Genomic DNA, 16,292 nt, shown 5'->3' with positions numbered 1-16,292 from the left:
ATCCCCACACACGCCCGAAGGCGCCCCGCAAGGGGCGTCCGGCCGCAAGGCCGGACGGGAATCCCCCGCCTTCAAAGCGGGGGAGCCTTCAAAGCACCTTGGTGCGGATCAGCGCCGACAGCACCAGCGCGCCCGGCAGCAGCGGCACCCAGTCCGTCAGCACCCGGAACCCGATCACGGTCGCCGTCGCGACGGCCAGCGGGGAGCCGAACGCCACCAGCGTGAACACCAGCGCGGCGTCCACCGCGAGCCCGCCCGGCGCGGGCACGGCCCCCACGGCGGTGCCCGCCGCCAGGAACGCGAGGATCACCTCGGCCCACGACAGGGGCAGCCCCATGGCGGCCCCCACCGAGGCGACCACACACGCCTGGAGCAGTGGCATCGCCGCCGCCCCGCCCCACAGCGCGAGCACCCGCCAGGGCCGGGTGTGCAGCAGTCGCGCGTCGGCGAGGGCGGTGCGCAGCAGCGTGGTCACCGGACGGCGCAACGGCCGTACGACCGTCAGGAGCACGCCCGCGACGGTGAGCGCGGTGGCGACGGCGGCGAGCACCGTCACCAGGGTGCGCCCGTCCGGGACCAGTTCACCGAGCCGCTGTCCCGCCGGGGAGGCCGCCAGGAACACCACGAGCACGATCGTCTTGGCGATCGGCTTGACCAGGGAGTACAGGGCGAGCGAGGCGGTGGCCCGGTCGAGCGGGATCCCGCGCCCGCGCAGGAAGCGCAGGGTGACGGCATGCGCGCCGATGCCCGCGGGCAGCGCGTGGTTCGCGGCGCCGGCGGCGAACTGCGACGCCAGCAGCAGCCCCGGTGGCAACCGCTCAGGAAGCGCGCCCTGCCGTACGCAGGAGGCGGCGACCCAGCCCAGGCAGGTGAAGCCCACCCCGGCCAGCAGCCACCCCGGATCGGCCGAAGCCATCCGGGTGACGCCCTCGTACATCAGGGGCCGGTTGAGCAGCCCCCAGACCACGACCAGGACGAGGGGAGCGAGGCACACGGCGAGGCGGACGGGGCGGGCCGCCATGAAGGACGCCGGGGGAGCGGCCGGGGCGTCGGGGCAGGCCGCCGTGAGCGGGGACAGCGGGGCGAGCGGGGAGTCGGAGGGCGGTGCGGACACCGGGGACAGTGAGGACACGGGGCACGTCGTCCTTCCACATCGGGCCGCACGCGGACGACCTGGGGAAGCGAGGCGGGGAGACCGCGGGGAGCTTTCCCGCTCCGGATGACTGGCGGATGTCCGAAAACCGAAGGACGGTCGGCGGAACGGTGCCGCACGGCAGGCTCGCGGACACCGCGTGCCACCGGTGACCAGGTAGCCTTCCCGTAGGTGCGCTCCGCGAAGCGCGCCCCGGGAAAAAGCACGCGACTGGGGAGGAACCGGCGTTGCACGTCCAGGAATGGCTCGACACCGTGCCCGCGGCCGCCGTCTACGCCCTGGTGGGCCTGGTGATCGGGCTGGAGAGCCTGGGCATCCCGCTGCCGGGCGAGATCGTCCTGGTCTCGGCGGCGCTGTTGTCCTCCCAGCACTCCGGCATCAACCCGGTCGTCCTGGGTGTGTGCGCGACGGCCGGCGCCGTGATCGGCGACTCCATCGGCTACGTCATCGGCCGCAAGGGCGGACGCCCGCTGCTCGCCTGGCTGGGCAGGAAGTTCCCCAGGCACTTCAGCGAGGGGCACGTCGCCACCGCCGAGCGGTCCTTCGAGAAGTGGGGCATGTGGGCGGTCTTCTTCGGCCGCTTCGTCGCCCTGCTCCGTATCTTCGCCGGCCCGCTCGCGGGTGTGCTCCACATGCCGTACTGGAAGTTCCTGACCGCCAACCTGCTGGGCGGCATCTGCTGGGCCGGCGGCACGACGGCGGTCATCTACTACGTGGGCATCGTGGCCGAGGACTGGCTGAAGAGGTTCTCGTACCTGGGCCTGGTCGCGGCACTCCTAATCGGCCTGACGTCCATGCTGCTCATCAGGCGCAAGGCGAAGAAGGCACAGGAATCCCGGCAGGAGGCGGAGCCGGTCGGCGTGGGTGACTAGAGGCCCGAAGGGGCGCGGGGCCGTGTTCCCCGTGCGGCTCCCGCCGCGTTGGCGCGCCGAACCCCCACGCCCACCCGCCGAACGGTCCTATTCGTGCACCCCGCGATGCGCCTTGGCCAGCTCCGCATACACGGTGCCGTTGAGGGTGACCCCCTGCCGCTCCTCCGCACTCAGCTCCCGCCGCACCTTCGCCGGTACTCCCGCCACCAACGACCCCGGCGGCACCACCATCCCCTGCGGCACCAGCGCCTGAGCCGCGACGAGCGACCCCGCCCCGATCACCGCCCCGTTGAGCACGGTCGCCCCCATACCGATCAGGCAGTCGTCCTCCACCGTCGCCCCGTGCACCACGGCGTTGTGCCCGATGGACACCCGCTCCCCGACGGTCACCGGAAACCCGGGGTCGGCATGCAGGGTCACGTTGTCCTGCACGTTCGCGTCCGTCCCGACGGTGATCTTCTCGACGTCGCCCCGCACCACCGCCCCGTACCAGACGCTGGCACCGGCCCGCAGCGTGACGTCTCCGATGACAGAGGCCGTCGGCGCCACGAACGCGTCCGCGTCCACCTGCGGTTCCCTCCCGCCGATCCCCACGATCAGCGCCTTCTGCGTCATCACCGTCTCCTCGTGTCCGTAGTACGACGCACCGTACGACACGGGGTGGGGCAAAGATCACAGAGGCCCACCCTCTCGCCGCGGGCGACCGCTGAGTAACGTGAGCGCGTGCCGAAGCGCAAGAACACGTTCTCGTCCTGGCGGGCCCGAGTGGCTCAGCGTGCCGTCCACAAGGCCTGGTCCTGGGTGCAGCGCACGGGCTCCGTCACGGCCGAGCACCCCGCGGGGTTCCGCTTCGGCGCGATGGGAACGAGTACCAGGCTCGCCTTCCCGCTCGGCACGGTGTTCGGCGAACCGTGGATCCACCTCGGCTCGCACTGCATCGTCGCCGAGCAGGTCACCCTGACCGCCGGCCTGATGCCCGACCTCGACCTCGGCCCCGAGCCGATCCTGCGCATCGGCGACGGCGTCGTGCTCGGCCGCGGCAGCCATGTCATCGCCGACACGACGGTCACCATCGGCAGCGACTGCTACTTCGGGCCGTACGTCTATGTGACGTCCACGAACCACTCGTACGACGATCCGCACGAGCCCATCGGCAGACAGTGGCCGCGGATGGAACCGGTGGAGATCGGTCCGGGGTGCTGGATCGGCACCGGCGCCGTGATCCTGCCGGGCGCGCGGATCGGCCGGAACGTGGTCGTGGCGGCCGGCGCGGTGGTCCGCGGGACCGTGCCCGACCACGCCGTGGTCGCCGGAGCGCCCGCTCGGGTCGTACGGCGCTGGACGCCCGGCGACGGCTGGCAGCCCCCGCTGCGCACACCCGCGCCGGTGCCGATCCCGGACGGGGTCACACCGCAGCAGCTGCTGGCACTGGCCGAGCTGGACGAGGAGGGCGTGGCTCGGCTGGCCGAGCTGGAGGCCGAAGGCTGACGACCGCCGGGTCTCAGCCCGTCGCGAGCAACACCGTCCCCAGCAGGGCGAGCCCCGCGCCCGCCGCCTGGACGGGCCGCAGCCGTTCGCTCAGGAAGCCGCGCGCGGCCAGGGCGGTCACCACGGGATAGAGCGAGGCGAGCACGGCGGCTACCGTGACAGGGCCGTGCTGCGCGGCCACCGAGTAGGTGCCGTTGGCGGCGACGTCCGCGAGCCCGACGAAGGCGAGCGCCGGCAGCGAGGCCCACGGGATGCCGTACCCGGGGAGGCCGACTGCCGGCGCGGGGGCTCGGCGCCGTGCCAGGTACAGCGCGGCGCCGCCCGCGGCGACACTGGTCACACGCTGCACGAACAGGGCGAGGAACAGACCGGTGACGGTCGTCGACGCCTCGGTGATGAGCGCGAACACCGTGCCGAAACCGAGCGCGGCGACGAGCGTGAGCAGGATCGTCCGCCGCTGCACGGGCGCGCCTGTGAGCTGCGGCCCGCCCGCGAGGACGACGCCGGTGACGGCGACGGCGATGCCCGCGACCTGGAGCAGCCCGGGCCGCTCGCCGAGGAAGAGGCCGACGCCGATGGGGACGGCGACGCTCAGCGTGGCCAGCGGGGAGACGACACCCATCGGGCCGAGTGCCAGGGCCTTGTAGAAGCCGAGCAGGGCCACGGGCCCGGCCAGGCCGGCCCCGAAGGCGAACCACAGCCGTGGCCCGGCCTCGCTCCAGCCGCCCGTCGCCACCACGACCACGCCGAGGACGGCCGCCGCGATCCCCTGGGAGACGACGACCACCGTCAGTGCGGGAGCGCGCCGCGTGAGCAGCCCGCCGCCGAAGTCGGCAAGGCCCCACAGGAGGCTGGTGGCCAGCGCGAAGAGTGCTGTCACGGGTCGCCTCGCAGTACAGTTCGATGAACGGTCGGGTGCATCCCACCGTAGTTCAGTCAATTGAACGCGGCAATCAAAAATAGTAGACCTGGCCCATCGGATCACTCGACGGAATCATGGACGGAACGTGTCGGACCTCGACCTGCTGACCCAGTCACTGGCGCGCAACGTCAAGCACTGGCGCTCGGTGCGCGGCTACACCCTGGACGTGCTCGCCGCCCGGGCAGGCGTGAGCCGGGGCATGCTCATCCAGATCGAGCAGGCCCGGACCAACCCGAGCATCGGCACGGTGGTCAAGATCGGCGATGCGCTCGGCATCAGCATCACCACCCTCCTCGACTACGAACAGGGCCCGAAGGTCCGTGTCGTCCCCGCCGACCAGGCCGTACGGCTGTGGCACACCGACGCCGGCAGCTACAACCTCCTGCTCGCCGGCACCGAGGCGCCCGGTCCGCTGGAGATGTGGGAGTGGCGGCTGATGCCGGGCGAGAGCAGCGACTCCGACCCGCACCCCGCCGAGACGGTCGAGCTGCTCCACGTCACCGCGGGCGAGCTGACGCTCACGGTCGACGCGGTGGAGTACCGGGTGCCGGCGGGGGCGAGCGTCTCCTTCGAGGCCGACACTCCGCACACCTACGGCAACGCCGGCGACGTGCCCACGGAGATGATCATGGCCGTCTCGGTGCCGCCCGTCCGCTGAGCGGTCGCCCCGGGACTGTTAGCGTGCGGTCATGCGTGCACCCATCGGCACCTTCGAGACCGCCGTCCCCGCCCCCGACTGCCTCGACGAGCTGACCGGCCCGGTCGCCGACGCCGTACGGGCCTGGAGCGGCGGCACTCCCGCCGACCAGATCATCTACGTCGAGACCGACCCCCAGTGGGCGGACACCGCCGTCTTCGTGGAGCACTACGGCCGCGACCTGCTGGAACAGTCCGCGAACTGCGTGGTGGTGGCGGGCAGGCGGGGAGGGGAGACCACGCTCGCCGCCTGCGTCGTGCTGTCCACCACCCGCGTCGACGTCAACGGCGTCGTGCGCCGCCAACTCGGCGCCCGCAAGGCGTCGTTCGCCTCGATGGACACGGCGACCGGTGAGACGGGCATGGAGTACGGCGGCATCACCCCCGTCGGACTGCCCGACGGCTGGCCCCTGTTGGTGGACTCGGCCGTCGTCGACCTCCCCTATGTCCTGGTCGGCAGTGGCCGCCGCCGCGGCAAGCTCCTGGTGCCGGGCAAGGCGTTCGCGGAGCTGCCGGGCGTGGTGGTGCTGGAGGGGCTCGGCGTCGCCTGACGGGGCGCCGCCCGCTCAGGCCGTCGAGTGGTGGGCCAGGGCCAGATGCGGGTCCGCCTCGCCCGGTACGGGTGCGGGATCGGCGTGCACCAGGGCCGCGGTGAGTCGCGGTACGGCGTGCAGCAGGGCGTGTTCGGTCTCGACGGCGATCGCATGGGCCTGCCGTACCGACGCCTCGCCGTCCACCACGACCGCGACCTCGGCCCGCAGCCGGTGCCCGATCCAGCGCAGCCGCAGCTCGCCCACCTCGCGCACGCCCGAGACCTTCCGCACCGCCCGATCGGCCCGGTCCACGAGCGCCGGATCCACGGCGTCCATGACCCGCCGGAACACCTCGCGCGCCGCATCCCGCAGGACCAGTGCGATGGCGGCCGTGATCGCCAACCCCACGAGGGGATCGGCGAGTTGCAGACCGAGCGCGGAACCGCCCGCGCCGAGCAGGACGGCCAGCGACGTGAAGCCGTCCGTGCGCGCGTGCAGCCCGTCGGCGACGAGCGCGGCCGAACCGATCTCCCGGCCGACCCTGATCCGGTGCCGGGCCACCCACTCGTTGCCGGCGAACCCGACCAGCGCCGCCAGGGCCACGGCCGGCAGGTGCGCCACCGGACGCGGCTCCAGCAGCCGTTCCACGGCAGCCCAGGCCGCGAAGGCCGCGGACGCGGCGATCGTCAGCACGATCGCGATGCCCGCGAGATCCTCGGCCCGGCCGTAGCCGTAGGTGAAGCGGCGGGTCGCGGCGCGGCGCCCGAGCACGAAGGCGATGCCCAGCGGTACGGCCGTCAGCGCGTCCGCGGCGTTGTGCACCGTGTCACCGAGCAGCGCGACCGACCCGGAGGCGACCACGACGACCGCCTGTGCCAGCGCGGTGGCGCCGAGCACCGCCAGCGAGACCCACAGCGCTCGCATCCCGCGCGCCGACGCCTCCAGGGCCGGGTCGAGCTTGTCGGCACTCTCGTGGGAGTGCGGGGTGAGGAGATGGCGGAGGCGGTGCCCGAGGCCGGACCGTGAGGAATGGTCGTGCCCGTGGGCGTGCCCATGGTCGCCATGGTCGTGGTGGTGGTTCCGGTCGCTCACGTGGATCCCCTTCCGGTGCGGGAATGGACGTGCGACGCCCATGGAAGCCATTATGTGCGTATGAGCGCACGCATGCACCTGTCATCTGCACATCATGCGCACCCGCGCACCCCGGGCGAGGACCAGTTCGCCATGGCCGCCGAAGTCCTCGCCCTGCTCGGCGACCGCACCCGCCTCACGCTCCTGCACGCCCTCACGGAGGGGGAGGCCGACGTCACGACGCTGACCGAGGTGTGCGGGGCGGCCCGGCCCGCCGTCAGTCAGCACCTGGCCCGGCTGCGTCTCGCCGGGCTCGTGACCACGCGCAAGGACGGGCGCCGGGTGGTCTACTCACTGCGCCACGACCATCTGCGCCGCCTCGTGGACGAGGCCCTGAAGGTGGCGGACCACCGGCTGACCGAGACGGGGACCTGAGCAGATGCCGTGGCTGACGGGACACCCCGTCCGGGAGAGGGGTCAGTGCGCCGGGGCGTCGGTGAGCACGACCTCCTCGATGCTGCCCTCGATCTCCTCGGGCCGGGACGCGGTCGCCTTGGCTCAGTAGTAGATGCCGAGGGAGAAGACCGCGACGACCGCGATGTCCCACCACAGTGCGATGTGGCCCTGGCCGCCGAAGCCGCCCTGCCAGGAGATCAGGCCGAGGCCCACCAGATAGGCGGGCGGCCACTGCGCGGCCCGGAAGTAGGAACTTGCCGCATCGTCCCGTTGTGGTAGCTGCACCCCGCGGATGGCGCACACACCCTCTTGCTCGATCAGCATCCGGCGAAAGTCCTTGATCGTCATCCGGTAGCCGATCAGAGATGTACCGGGCATGAGGAGTGAACAAATGGACTCGGGCACGGACATGTCCACGGGGTCTATCGCCGTGTATGGCCACCACGCTGAAGCGCGCGGGTTCCCGGGGAGCGACGTCCCCGGGAACTCGCGCGGTCAGGTGTTCACGGTCGGAGTTGGAAGGCTCGGGTGGTGGTCTGTTTGATGGTGTTTCCGGCGGCGTCGGAGGCCTCGACCTTGAGGCTGACGGCGCCCGTGGTGTTGGCGAGGGCGGGGTAGGTGGTGGTGGCCTTGTAGGTGCCGTCACCGGTGGAGCGGATGCTCACCGGTTTCCAGGTGGTGCCGTCGTCGGTGCTGGCCCACAGCTTCACGCTGGTGATGGCGGGCATGGTTCCGGTCGTCGGCGAGTGGTAGGCCTGCACGGTGAAGGTGTGCGTCTGGCCCGCACGCACGGTGTTGTCCAAGCCCTGGGCGGAGCCGAGGTCGTAGCTGACATACACCACCGGCTCCGGGTCACACGCCTCGGTCGAACCCTCCAACATGTTGGCCATGCAGTGGAAGCCGTTCTGCTTCATGTCGGGCGCCGGCGGTGAGTGGAAGGTCCACTCGACCTTGTTCTTGCCGTCGTCGCCGGCCAGGGTGTACGTCGCGGCGCCGTCCGGGAGCACGTACCGGGGGGTCTTGGGGGCGATGTCCTCCCAGCCGGCCGGCGGGGTGTTCGAGATCTCCTTTCCGTCACGGTAGAGATGCAGGTTGTAGGCCGACTCGAGGGCGCCATCCGGCTTGTACGCGCCGGTGAGGATGTCGTGGTCCTCACCGACCCCGGTGGTGTTGCTCAGGTCGGCCCACAGGACGTTGCCCTGCACGCAGATCGAGCACCCCAGGTCCACCGAGCCCGGGGGGGCGTCCGCGCCGGGAATTGAGTAGACCTTGGACGTCGCCATGTTCGGGCCCGGTGTGGCCGGGGCGCGGAACCATTCCTGCTGGGTGCGGACGGGCTTGTCGAACACCTCAGACCGCCAGCCATTGATCGTGTTCCCTGAGGAGGCGATGCCCTGTTCGTAGATCACGTCGTCGCTGAGCGGGCCGACCCACTCGCGGTGCGTCTTGGCTCCGGTGACGGCAGTGCTGCCGAACGCCACACTGCTCGCCATATTCACCCCTCCTTCGTCCTGTTTGAACGCGTACATGTACGGCGTGTACATGTCGGTGCTGGTGCCGTGCAGGTTCAGGTCGACCTGGGCGAGCTGCCGGCTGGTGTAGGTGTAGTGCAGCGAGGCGGGGATGTGTCCTTCCTCGTACTGCTTGAAGGTGTAGCTGTAGGGGGTCTCGCCGTTGTCGGTCACCCGGATGGTGGTCGGCCCGCTCGCGAGCTGGTCACGGACGGCCAGGCCCTCGCGGGTGGACAAGAACACGTCCGGGATGCCTAGCGGCTTGGGCTCCCCGGTGAACGGCTTTTGGGCGATGTGCAGCGGAATCGTGCAGTTGGTGTCCTTGTTGGGGAAGATAGCGACCCCGGCCGCGCCCGCGTCGCGGATCGCGCCGATCTGCTCGATCGACGCACCGCACTCGGGACCGGAAAGCCCCTTGACGTAGTCGGCCTCCAGCAGGACGAGCTTGCCCTTCAGGTCGGTACGCTGGGCGATCTCCTCCGGTGTCGCCATCCCGACGTCCGTCACCTGCAGGTCCTGCGTGCCGGTGAACCGCCGGAAGTCCGGGTGAGCGTCCTCGGTCTGCGCGGTGAACTGGCCCCAGTGGATGGGCGAGACCGCGTTCAGGGCGACCTGCTTGGGCTTGCGGATGCTCATCGTGGTCTCGGATCGGCCGAGGGTCCACTGGGTGGTGAAGCGGAACTTGCCCTTGGTCACCGGCTTGGTCGGCAGCGCCCACAGCTTCCCCCACGCACCGATCGGCGCGTTGTCCCAGAGCAGTCCCTGGTAGGCGGCGCCGGCAGCGGTGGTGCGGGTGAAGGTGAAGTTCCAGTCGTTGTTCAGCGGCTCGGCGGGTTGGGGGGTGCTGAACTGCACCTGGGAGGCCTGGCGGAGATCCAGGGTCACGTCGGCGTCGCCGGTGATCGTGAACTCCGGCAGCGACAGGTACGCCATGTTGTCGCGGTTGTCGTCGTCGGTCCAGTTGACCAGCTGGGTCAGGCTGAGCGTGCCTTGTGGCACCCTGACCTGGACGACACCGGTGTCGACGAGCGATCCACCGCCGATGTCGCCCTTGTCACCGTCCATGTCGATGACGTCCTGGGCCCACGGGTTGATCGGCTTGCCGTCCCGGCCGATGGTGTGCACGGTCAGCGTGGCCATCGGCGCCTGCCTGACGGCACCCACCGGGGTCCGCAGCGCAATTCCGTCGGCTTGGGCGGTGACGACGCCGCTGTAGTTGTCGTAGACCAGTCCGGAGGGGTCCAGCGTGAGGGTGGTCGAGGCGGTGCCGTTCGCCGGTACGGTCAACGCCGCGTCGCTTGCGGTCAGCTTGCCGTCCAACGCCTCGCCCTTGGAGTTGTGCAGGGACGTGGCGAGGGTGAGCGTGACCGGCTGGTCGCCGTAGTTGCGGTAGGTGACCTGGCGGGTCAGCGTCGTGCTGTCGTCGGTGACCGCCCCGAAGTCGGCGTCAGGTGTGGTGGCGAAGACCTGCTGGCTGTCGGCGCGGGTCAGGTCCACCCGCCCGGCGCCCTGCTCATACGCCGAGTACCCGTCATCGTTCGCGGATGACATCAGCGCGGCCTTGATCTGCGGGCCGCTCCAGTCCGGGTGGTGCTGTGCGATGATCGCCGCCGCGCCCGCGACGTGTGGCGTGGCCATCGAGGTCCCCGACGCGGTGGTGTAGTAGTCGTTGACCGGCGTGCCCATGGTCGTCCCGGCCGCACGAGCCGCGGTGATGCTCACGCCCGGCGCGGCGATGTTCGGCTTGAGCGCCTCGTTGCCCAGGCGCGGGCCGCGGCTGGAGAAGCTCGCGAGCTTGTCCTGCTTGTCGACGGCCGCCACGGTTAATGCCGCGTCCGCCGACCCCGGCGAACTGACCGTTTCGGCGCCTGGGCCGTTGTTGCCCGCGGCGATCACGAACAGCTTGCCGTCGGCGGCGCTCAGGTCGTTGACCGCCTGCGCGATCGGGTCGGTGCCGTCGGTCCCCACCTGGGTACCCAGGCTCATACTGATGATCTTCGCGTCGGTCGTCGCGGCCCATTCCATGCCGGCGATGATCTGGGACTCATCGCCGGAACCGGTGTCGTCGAGGACCTTGCCGATGATCAGTTTCGCGCCCGGCGCGACACCCTTGTACTTGCCGTCGGAGGCAGCACCAGAACCAGCGATGATGTCGGCGACGTGCGTGCCGTGCCCGAACCCGTCCTTGACACTGTCGACCCCCGGCACGAACGACTTGGACTCATCCACCTTCCCAGCCAGATCGGGATGGCCGTCGTCGATACCGGTGTCGAGGATGGCGACCTTGACGCCGGAGCCGTCATGGCCGTTCGCCCACGCCTGCGGCGCGCCGATCTGCGGCACGCTCTGGTCCAGCGTGACCGTCACCTTCTTGTCCAGCCACACCTTGGCGATCTCGCCGCGCAACGCGTTCGGCGACGCCAGGGTGGTCACGCCACCCTGGGCCGGGACCGCGCGGACCGCGGTCCAGAACGTGCTGGTGTCGGACTTGGGGACGGTCAGCGTGGCGGCGTGGATGCTCGTCAGCTCATGCGTCGGGGTACTCGCCGGGATCGCGGTCGCCGCAGACTTCACCGCCGCCTTCGCCTGCGTCTTCGGGTACTGCACGATCACCGGCGTCTGCTTGGTCGCGTCGTCGGCGTACCCGTGCTCGGCCAGGTACTTGATGTCGAACAGCTCCCGGTCCAGCCGTCCGGCCTGGATCGCGGGCATCGCATCCGAAGGCAGCGCGTACACCCCGTCGGGGGTCTGCTGCACGTACAACCTCGCCTGGCTGCCGTCGGCGCGTACGGACGGGACCGGATCGATTCGATACCGGTCACCACCCATGCTGCTGAACTTCACCTGGTCCCCGGTGATCAAGGTGACGGTGTGTTCTCCGCCGCCGACGCCGGACAACCGGACCGTGTCGGACGGCGTCGCCCGCGCCGGCCGCTCCGACGCAGGCTGGACGGATACCGGGCTCGCCTGCTGCGCGTACGCCGTCGAAGTCAATCCCAACGCGGCCGCCGCCGCGATGGCGACGAAGGACCGCCGGCCATGTCGCCGCCTGCCGCCACCATACGGACGTGGCAGGTCAGCCGATCTTCGTGGATGCATGCTGGGGGTGCTCCCTTCACGGGGGTGTACGTGGGTAGGGACGCGTCAGACAGGTTCGAATCCTGTGGGCGGGCGCGGGCCGTACCGGCACGGCGGCCGTGTCTCCTCGTCCTCCTCAGCAGTGGCCCGAGGTACCTCGGGCTCGGACTCCTGGTTGGGACCGCCGGCGGGCTCGGACTCCTGGTTGGGACCGCCGGCGGGCTCGGACTCCTGGTTGGGACCGCCGGCGGGCTCGGACCCGCAACTCGGCACAGGGATCTCTGACATGCCCGCAAGCTTCGCCCCCACCAACATGGGTGGGGTATGGGGAACAGACCCCCAACTCCGGGTCAGCCCTCCCCCATATGCCGCCTCAGCTCGATGCGGGACCGCAGGCCAAGGCGGTGCAGCGCGGCGCTGAGGTGCTTGTCCACGGTCTTCGGCGACAGGAACAACTCCCGGGCGATCTCGGCGTTGGTCCGCCCGGCCGCCGCCATCCGCGCCACCTCACGCTGGCGTTCGGTCAGCACGTCGCCCGCGGCGCCGCCGTTCCGCCGCGCCGCCGCCGGCCGCACCCCATGGCGGCGCGCCAGCCGCATCGCCCGGTCCAGATCCCAGCGGGCCCCCATCTCCTCGTACGCGGCGATCGCCGCCAGCAACGACCGCCCGGCGGCCTCGGTGTCGCTCCCAGCCCCGGCCAGGGCCGCGAACCGGCAGGCCGCGGCCTGCTCGTCACACTGCGCGGCCTCGTACCGGGCGGGCAGCTCCCGATAGCCGCCGGCCGCGGCGACGAACAGCTCCGCGGCATCGGACCAGCGCTCCTCGGCTGCGACCAGGAAGCCACGCGCGTGCGCCAACGCCGGCGCGGCCAGCGGCGCGTCCAGACCGGACAGCCGGTCGGCGTACCGCTCGACCAGCGCCACCGCGGCCGCCCGGCCCTCCGGTGCCATCGGAGCCGCCGGAGCCCCCGAAGGCACTGCCCCGCCGGCCGGATTGCCGGTCGCGGCCGCCAGCAGCGCCTCGGCCAAGGCCGGAACGGTGCGAACCCCGACCGGCCACAGCTCCTTTGCCTCCCACATCGCGACCACGTCCGCGGTCTCCGCCACCGCCGCTCCGGGTTCACCGCACGCCGCCCCCAGGCGTACCAGCACCGACACGGTCAGTGGAAGGTGGTCGACCGCGCCGAGGTCTCGCTGCCGCCCGACCACCTCGCGCAGCCGGGCACGCGCCTGCTCCAGCTCGCCGGGAACGGGCGACAGGCACGCTGCGACGGCGTGCAGGCGCACCTCGTAGGCACCGCTGACGTGTGCGTGCCGAAGCACCTCGATCGTCTCGCGCAGCCCGTCCCAGGCGCCGCGACAGTACGCGACCATGCTCAGCCCGACCCGGCAACGGAACTCCTCCACGCCGCTGACGTCATGGCCTGCCGTGCCTCTCAGGGCCGTGGCGAGCAGCCGCTGCGCCATCCCGAAGTGCCCGGCGCTGCACAGTTCCTCGCCCAGCGCCCGGCACGCATAGGTCTCCCTGCGGCGCGGCACACGCTCGTCGAGCTCCCGCTCGTTGAGTTCCCGATCTTCGGGCTCCCGATCTTCGAGCTCCCGCTCGACGAGCGCGGCGAGTTCGGACCACCGCGGGTCGCCGAGCGCGGCGAACACCATGGCGATCACCCCGAGGACGAACAGCCGGACGGCCGGGTCGGTCACCTTGGGGGCCAGCCGGAGTGCCCGCTCCAGCCAGCGCCGGTGCTCGGCAATCGGGGCCTGCGGGGCGGTCGGGATACCCAGGGCCGCCATGCACCAGGCGGCCAGATCCGGTCGGTCGTCCAGGTCCGCCACCGCCTCCGCGAATGCCCGGTGCCGCCGCGACAGATCGGTCGTCCTCCCGTCCAGGTGAAGCGCCAGCAGGAACCACAGCTCGCCGCGCGTCCGCCGCGGCAGGTCGTCGTGGTCCAGCGCCGCCGCCAGCAGGTCCTCGATGTCCCGCTCCTTCAGTGTCTCGATTGCCGCCCAGCCGAGCCGGACGGTCAGCGCCACGCGCCGCTCGGCGGTCACGTCCGCGTGCCGCAGCACGTCCTCCAGCAGCCGTACCGCCTCCGCGGCATCGCCCAGCTCCGCGGCCTGAGCCGCGGCCCGATCCGCCGTCTCCACCCACTCCCCGACCCGCCCCGCCTGCCGCAGATGATGCGCCAACTGCCCCAGCGGCGCCTGCGGCAACACCTGTACGGCGTCGGCGGCACGCGCGTGCAGCACCCGCCGCCGCGCGGGCGGCACCGCCTCGTACACCGCCTGCGCCGCCAGCACGTGCCGGAACCCCACCAGCCCGTCCCGCTCGACGAGCAGCCCCAACTCCAAGGCCAGGTCAACGCCGTCGGCGGCGTCCGCGAGCCCGGACACGCCCGCCAGCGCCGTCACCGGAACGGCGATACCGAGCACCGCCGCGGCCTGCACCACCGCGCGCGCCCCCTCCGGCAGCCGCGCCACCCGCTCCCGGACCGGGTCTCGAACCCCCGCCGGGACTTCCAGCCGGTCCAGGGCCCGGCGTGCCCAGCCACCCTCCCAGCGGATCACCTCCCCCCGCGCCCGCAGCAACGCGAGCAGCTCCTGGATCGCCAGCGGCAGCCCGGACGCACGCTCGCACAACTGCTCCGCGAACGGCGCCGACACGTCGTCGAGATCCAGGATCGCCGCGGCCAGCCGGCGCGTCCGGGCGGCGTCCAGCGGGCCGAGCCCGATGTGCCCGACCGTGACGCTGTCCGCCGGCCGCGCGGTGATGGCACGCACCGCCGTGGAGACCTCCTCGCCGCGGTAGGTCAGCACCACCGAAAGCCCGCCGGGCGGCTTGGCCAGCAAGTAGGTCAGGAACTCCACTGTCTGCTCGTCCGCCCAGTGCAGGTCCTCCACGACCAGCACGGCCGGGCAGAGCGCGCCCAGCACCTCGGACAGGCCGCGGTACTGCCGGTGCCGTACGGCCGCCTGGTCCGCAACCGGCTCGGGCAACTCGGGAAGCACCGGCGCCAGCTCCGGCACCAGCCCGCGCAGCGCCCCCGTGACCGGTGTCAACGTCACCGCAGCCAGGTCACCGCCGCTCTCACGCAGCGCCTCCACCAGCGGACCGAGCGGAAACGGCTCCCGGATCCGCCCACATCCACCGACCAGGAACCGCCGCCCCGCAACCTCCTCACGCCCCGCCAGCTCGGCAACCAACCGGGACTTGCCGATACCGGCCTCGCCTTCAACCACCACCACAGACGGAGCCGCCGCGACCGCCGCGACCAACCGGCCCAGCTCGGCGTCCCGACCCACCAACACCGGGGAGACGACCCGTCCCAAGGCCGAGACGTCATCCGCCCGTATCCACCTGGCGTCCACCCACCGGCCCCTCAACTTGGTTACAAACCATCGACATTCAAGACCTGATAGCCCAGCCTGGGATCGTTATGTAGGTCACAAGTCGATATCTTGGTTGGGGTGGCACGGACTGGGCGAGGGCGGCCGGCCGGCAACCAAGTCCCAGAAACCGCGAGAGTGGCTGGTCTGGGTTCCCCCGTGATCTTGGACACTCGTTGGTTATGCCGCGAGAGCGTGTTGGTGTCGCTGCCTGGTCTCGGCCGGGGTGAGGTAGCCGAAGGTCCTGTGTTTGCGCAGGCGGCGGCGGTTGTAGAAGGTCTCGATGAAGGTGAAGACCTCGGCGCGGGCGGTGGTCCGGTCGGGCCAGGTCCGGGTTCCGATCTCCTCCTTGAGTAGAGCCCAGAAGCTCTCCGCGGCGGCATTGTCGAAGTATGATCCGGTGCGTCCGCAGCTCTGGCGTAGCCCCAACTCTCGTATTTGGTTGCGGAATTGGGTTGACGTGTACTCGCTCCCGCGATAGCCGTGTATGAGGCAACCGGGCTCCAGATGAGCCCGGACGTGGGCCATGTCGAGGGCGTCGGTGACGAGTTCGGCGCGATGGTCGGCCATGGCGTAGCCGACGACCTCGCGGGTGGCCAGGTCGAGCCAGCAGGCGAGGTAGAGCCAGCCCTCGGCGGTGGGCAGGTAGGTGATCTCGCCGACCAGCTTGATGCCGGGGCGCTCGGCATGAAAGTTGCGGTCGATCAGGTCCAGGGCCGGCTTCGCCTTCGTGTCCGGCCGGGTTAGCGAGCACCTCTTGCGGCGGGTGACGCCTCGGATGTCGCGCTCGCGCATCAGGCGGGCGATGCGCTTGCGGTTCACCTGTCGCCCCGGGCGCCGCAGTTCGGCATGGATGCGCGGGACGCCGTAGGTGTGGCGGGAGGCGGCGGTACCAGCCGCGCAGGGACTCCGAACTGATGCCGAGTTCCCGGGCGACCGCCGTGACCGTCTTCCCCGAAGAGTCGACGAGAGCGATCGCGTCCCGCTTGAACTCCTCGGTGTACCGCTTCGTGTACTTGTTTCCCACCTGGTGCTACTTCCACTGGACCTCATGTCCCAGTCTCCAGGTGTCCACGATCAAGGGGAAGCTTCAGTTGCCACAACAAGCGATGACAGTCCGTGAAGG

The 16,292-nt window shown here is 71.2% G+C and carries 12 protein-coding genes and 2 pseudogenes; 5 read left to right on the top strand and 9 right to left on the bottom strand.

The annotated features are described in order from the left end of the window. Positions 1 to 88: 88 nt before the first annotated feature. Entirely contained in the window at positions 89 to 1,132 is a 1,044-nt protein-coding gene (locus tag IEZ19_RS37465; RefSeq protein ID WP_373297117.1) for a lysylphosphatidylglycerol synthase transmembrane domain-containing protein, read from the bottom strand. A 248-nt stretch (positions 1,133 to 1,380) separates the two neighbouring features. On the opposite strand from IEZ19_RS37465, the gene IEZ19_RS37460 reads away from it, so the two are divergent. After that, positions 1,381 to 2,025: a DedA family protein gene (locus IEZ19_RS37460; RefSeq protein ID WP_189315855.1), complete on the top strand. Its 645-nt coding sequence runs from the start codon at positions 1,381 to 1,383 to the stop codon at positions 2,023 to 2,025. An 87-nt stretch (positions 2,026 to 2,112) separates the two neighbouring features. Here the strand turns inward: IEZ19_RS37460 and IEZ19_RS37455 are convergent, their stop codons facing one another. Beyond that, positions 2,113 to 2,640 carry a gamma carbonic anhydrase family protein gene (locus IEZ19_RS37455; RefSeq protein WP_189315854.1) on the bottom strand — a complete coding sequence of 176 codons (528 nt, stop codon included), beginning with the start codon at positions 2,638 to 2,640 and terminating at the stop codon, positions 2,113 to 2,115. A gap of 108 nt (positions 2,641 to 2,748) precedes the next feature. Between IEZ19_RS37455 and IEZ19_RS37450 the strand changes: the two genes are divergently transcribed. After that, on the top strand, positions 2,749 to 3,513 hold the full coding sequence (locus IEZ19_RS37450; protein WP_189315853.1) for an acyltransferase: 765 nt from the start codon (positions 2,749 to 2,751) through the stop codon (positions 3,511 to 3,513). Positions 3,514 to 3,526: 13 nt separating this feature from the next. Here the strand turns inward: IEZ19_RS37450 and IEZ19_RS37445 are convergent, their stop codons facing one another. Continuing rightward, positions 3,527 to 4,393: a DMT family transporter gene (locus IEZ19_RS37445; RefSeq protein WP_189315852.1), complete on the bottom strand. Its 867-nt coding sequence runs from the start codon at positions 4,391 to 4,393 to the stop codon at positions 3,527 to 3,529. Positions 4,394 to 4,520: 127 nt separating this feature from the next. Between IEZ19_RS37445 and IEZ19_RS37440 the strand changes: the two genes are divergently transcribed. Together IEZ19_RS37440 and IEZ19_RS37435 are read left to right on the top strand one after the other, a co-directional pair. Continuing rightward, on the top strand, positions 4,521 to 5,093 hold the full coding sequence (locus IEZ19_RS37440) for a helix-turn-helix domain-containing protein (protein ID WP_189315851.1): 573 nt from the start codon (positions 4,521 to 4,523) through the stop codon (positions 5,091 to 5,093). Between the two features lie 31 nt (positions 5,094 to 5,124). Continuing rightward, positions 5,125 to 5,682 carry a YbaK/EbsC family protein gene (locus IEZ19_RS37435; RefSeq protein WP_189315850.1) on the top strand — a complete coding sequence of 186 codons (558 nt, stop codon included), beginning with the start codon at positions 5,125 to 5,127 and terminating at the stop codon, positions 5,680 to 5,682. Positions 5,683 to 5,697: 15 nt separating this feature from the next. Here the strand turns inward: IEZ19_RS37435 and IEZ19_RS37430 are convergent, their stop codons facing one another. Then, the gene (locus tag IEZ19_RS37430; protein ID WP_189315849.1) at positions 5,698 to 6,756 is read right to left on the bottom strand and encodes a cation diffusion facilitator family transporter; all 1,059 of its coding nucleotides are present in this window, start codon (positions 6,754 to 6,756) and stop codon (positions 5,698 to 5,700) included. 60 nt (positions 6,757 to 6,816) lie between these two features. Between IEZ19_RS37430 and IEZ19_RS37425 the strand changes: the two genes are divergently transcribed. Next, positions 6,817 to 7,170, top strand: coding sequence for an ArsR/SmtB family transcription factor (locus IEZ19_RS37425; RefSeq protein WP_229841285.1), 354 nt, complete (start codon positions 6,817 to 6,819; stop codon positions 7,168 to 7,170). A 123-nt stretch (positions 7,171 to 7,293) separates the two neighbouring features. On the opposite strand, the gene IEZ19_RS53805 is transcribed toward IEZ19_RS37425, so the two are convergent. The 5 genes and pseudogenes from IEZ19_RS53805 to IEZ19_RS53800 form a co-directional block, all read right to left on the bottom strand. After that, on the bottom strand, positions 7,294 to 7,569 hold the full coding sequence (locus tag IEZ19_RS53805; RefSeq protein WP_373297116.1) for a hypothetical protein: 276 nt from the start codon (positions 7,567 to 7,569) through the stop codon (positions 7,294 to 7,296). A gap of 125 nt (positions 7,570 to 7,694) precedes the next feature. Further along, positions 7,695 to 11,702 carry a S8 family peptidase gene (locus tag IEZ19_RS37415; protein ID WP_189315848.1) on the bottom strand — a complete coding sequence of 1,336 codons (4,008 nt, stop codon included), beginning with the start codon at positions 11,700 to 11,702 and terminating at the stop codon, positions 7,695 to 7,697. A gap of 428 nt (positions 11,703 to 12,130) precedes the next feature. Next, positions 12,131 to 15,148 carry a helix-turn-helix transcriptional regulator gene (locus tag IEZ19_RS53185; protein WP_308429055.1) on the bottom strand — a complete coding sequence of 1,006 codons (3,018 nt, stop codon included), beginning with the start codon at positions 15,146 to 15,148 and terminating at the stop codon, positions 12,131 to 12,133. A 198-nt stretch (positions 15,149 to 15,346) separates the two neighbouring features. Beyond that, a pseudogene (locus IEZ19_RS37405) lies at positions 15,347 to 16,099 on the bottom strand (IS3 family transposase); the annotation flags it as partial. Continuing rightward, positions 16,062 to 16,193: pseudogene (locus IEZ19_RS53800) on the bottom strand (transposase); the annotation flags it as partial. The pseudogenes IEZ19_RS53800 and IEZ19_RS37405, both read right to left, overlap by 38 nt. Positions 16,194 to 16,292: the final 99 nt, after the last annotated feature.

Origin of the sequence: Streptomyces brasiliensis, from assembly GCF_014647875.1 — a bacterium.
GTDB lineage: Bacteria > Actinomycetota > Actinomycetes > Streptomycetales > Streptomycetaceae > Streptomyces > Streptomyces brasiliensis.
The sequence above is the reverse complement of the archived record's forward strand: the minus strand, read 5'-3'. Positions and strand labels throughout refer to the sequence as shown.

What these genes read in the sequence shown, in the direction of transcription:
- IEZ19_RS53805 (WP_373297116.1), bottom strand. Translation starts at nt 7,569, where the DNA reads ATGCCCGGTACATCTCTGATCGGCTACCGGATGACGATCAAGGACTTT.
- IEZ19_RS37425 (WP_229841285.1), top strand. Translation starts at nt 6,817, where the DNA reads ATGAGCGCACGCATGCACCTGTCATCTGCACATCATGCGCACCCGCGC.
- IEZ19_RS37455 (WP_189315854.1), bottom strand. Translation starts at nt 2,640, where the DNA reads ATGACGCAGAAGGCGCTGATCGTGGGGATCGGCGGGAGGGAACCGCAG.
- IEZ19_RS37435 (WP_189315850.1), top strand. Translation starts at nt 5,125, where the DNA reads ATGCGTGCACCCATCGGCACCTTCGAGACCGCCGTCCCCGCCCCCGAC.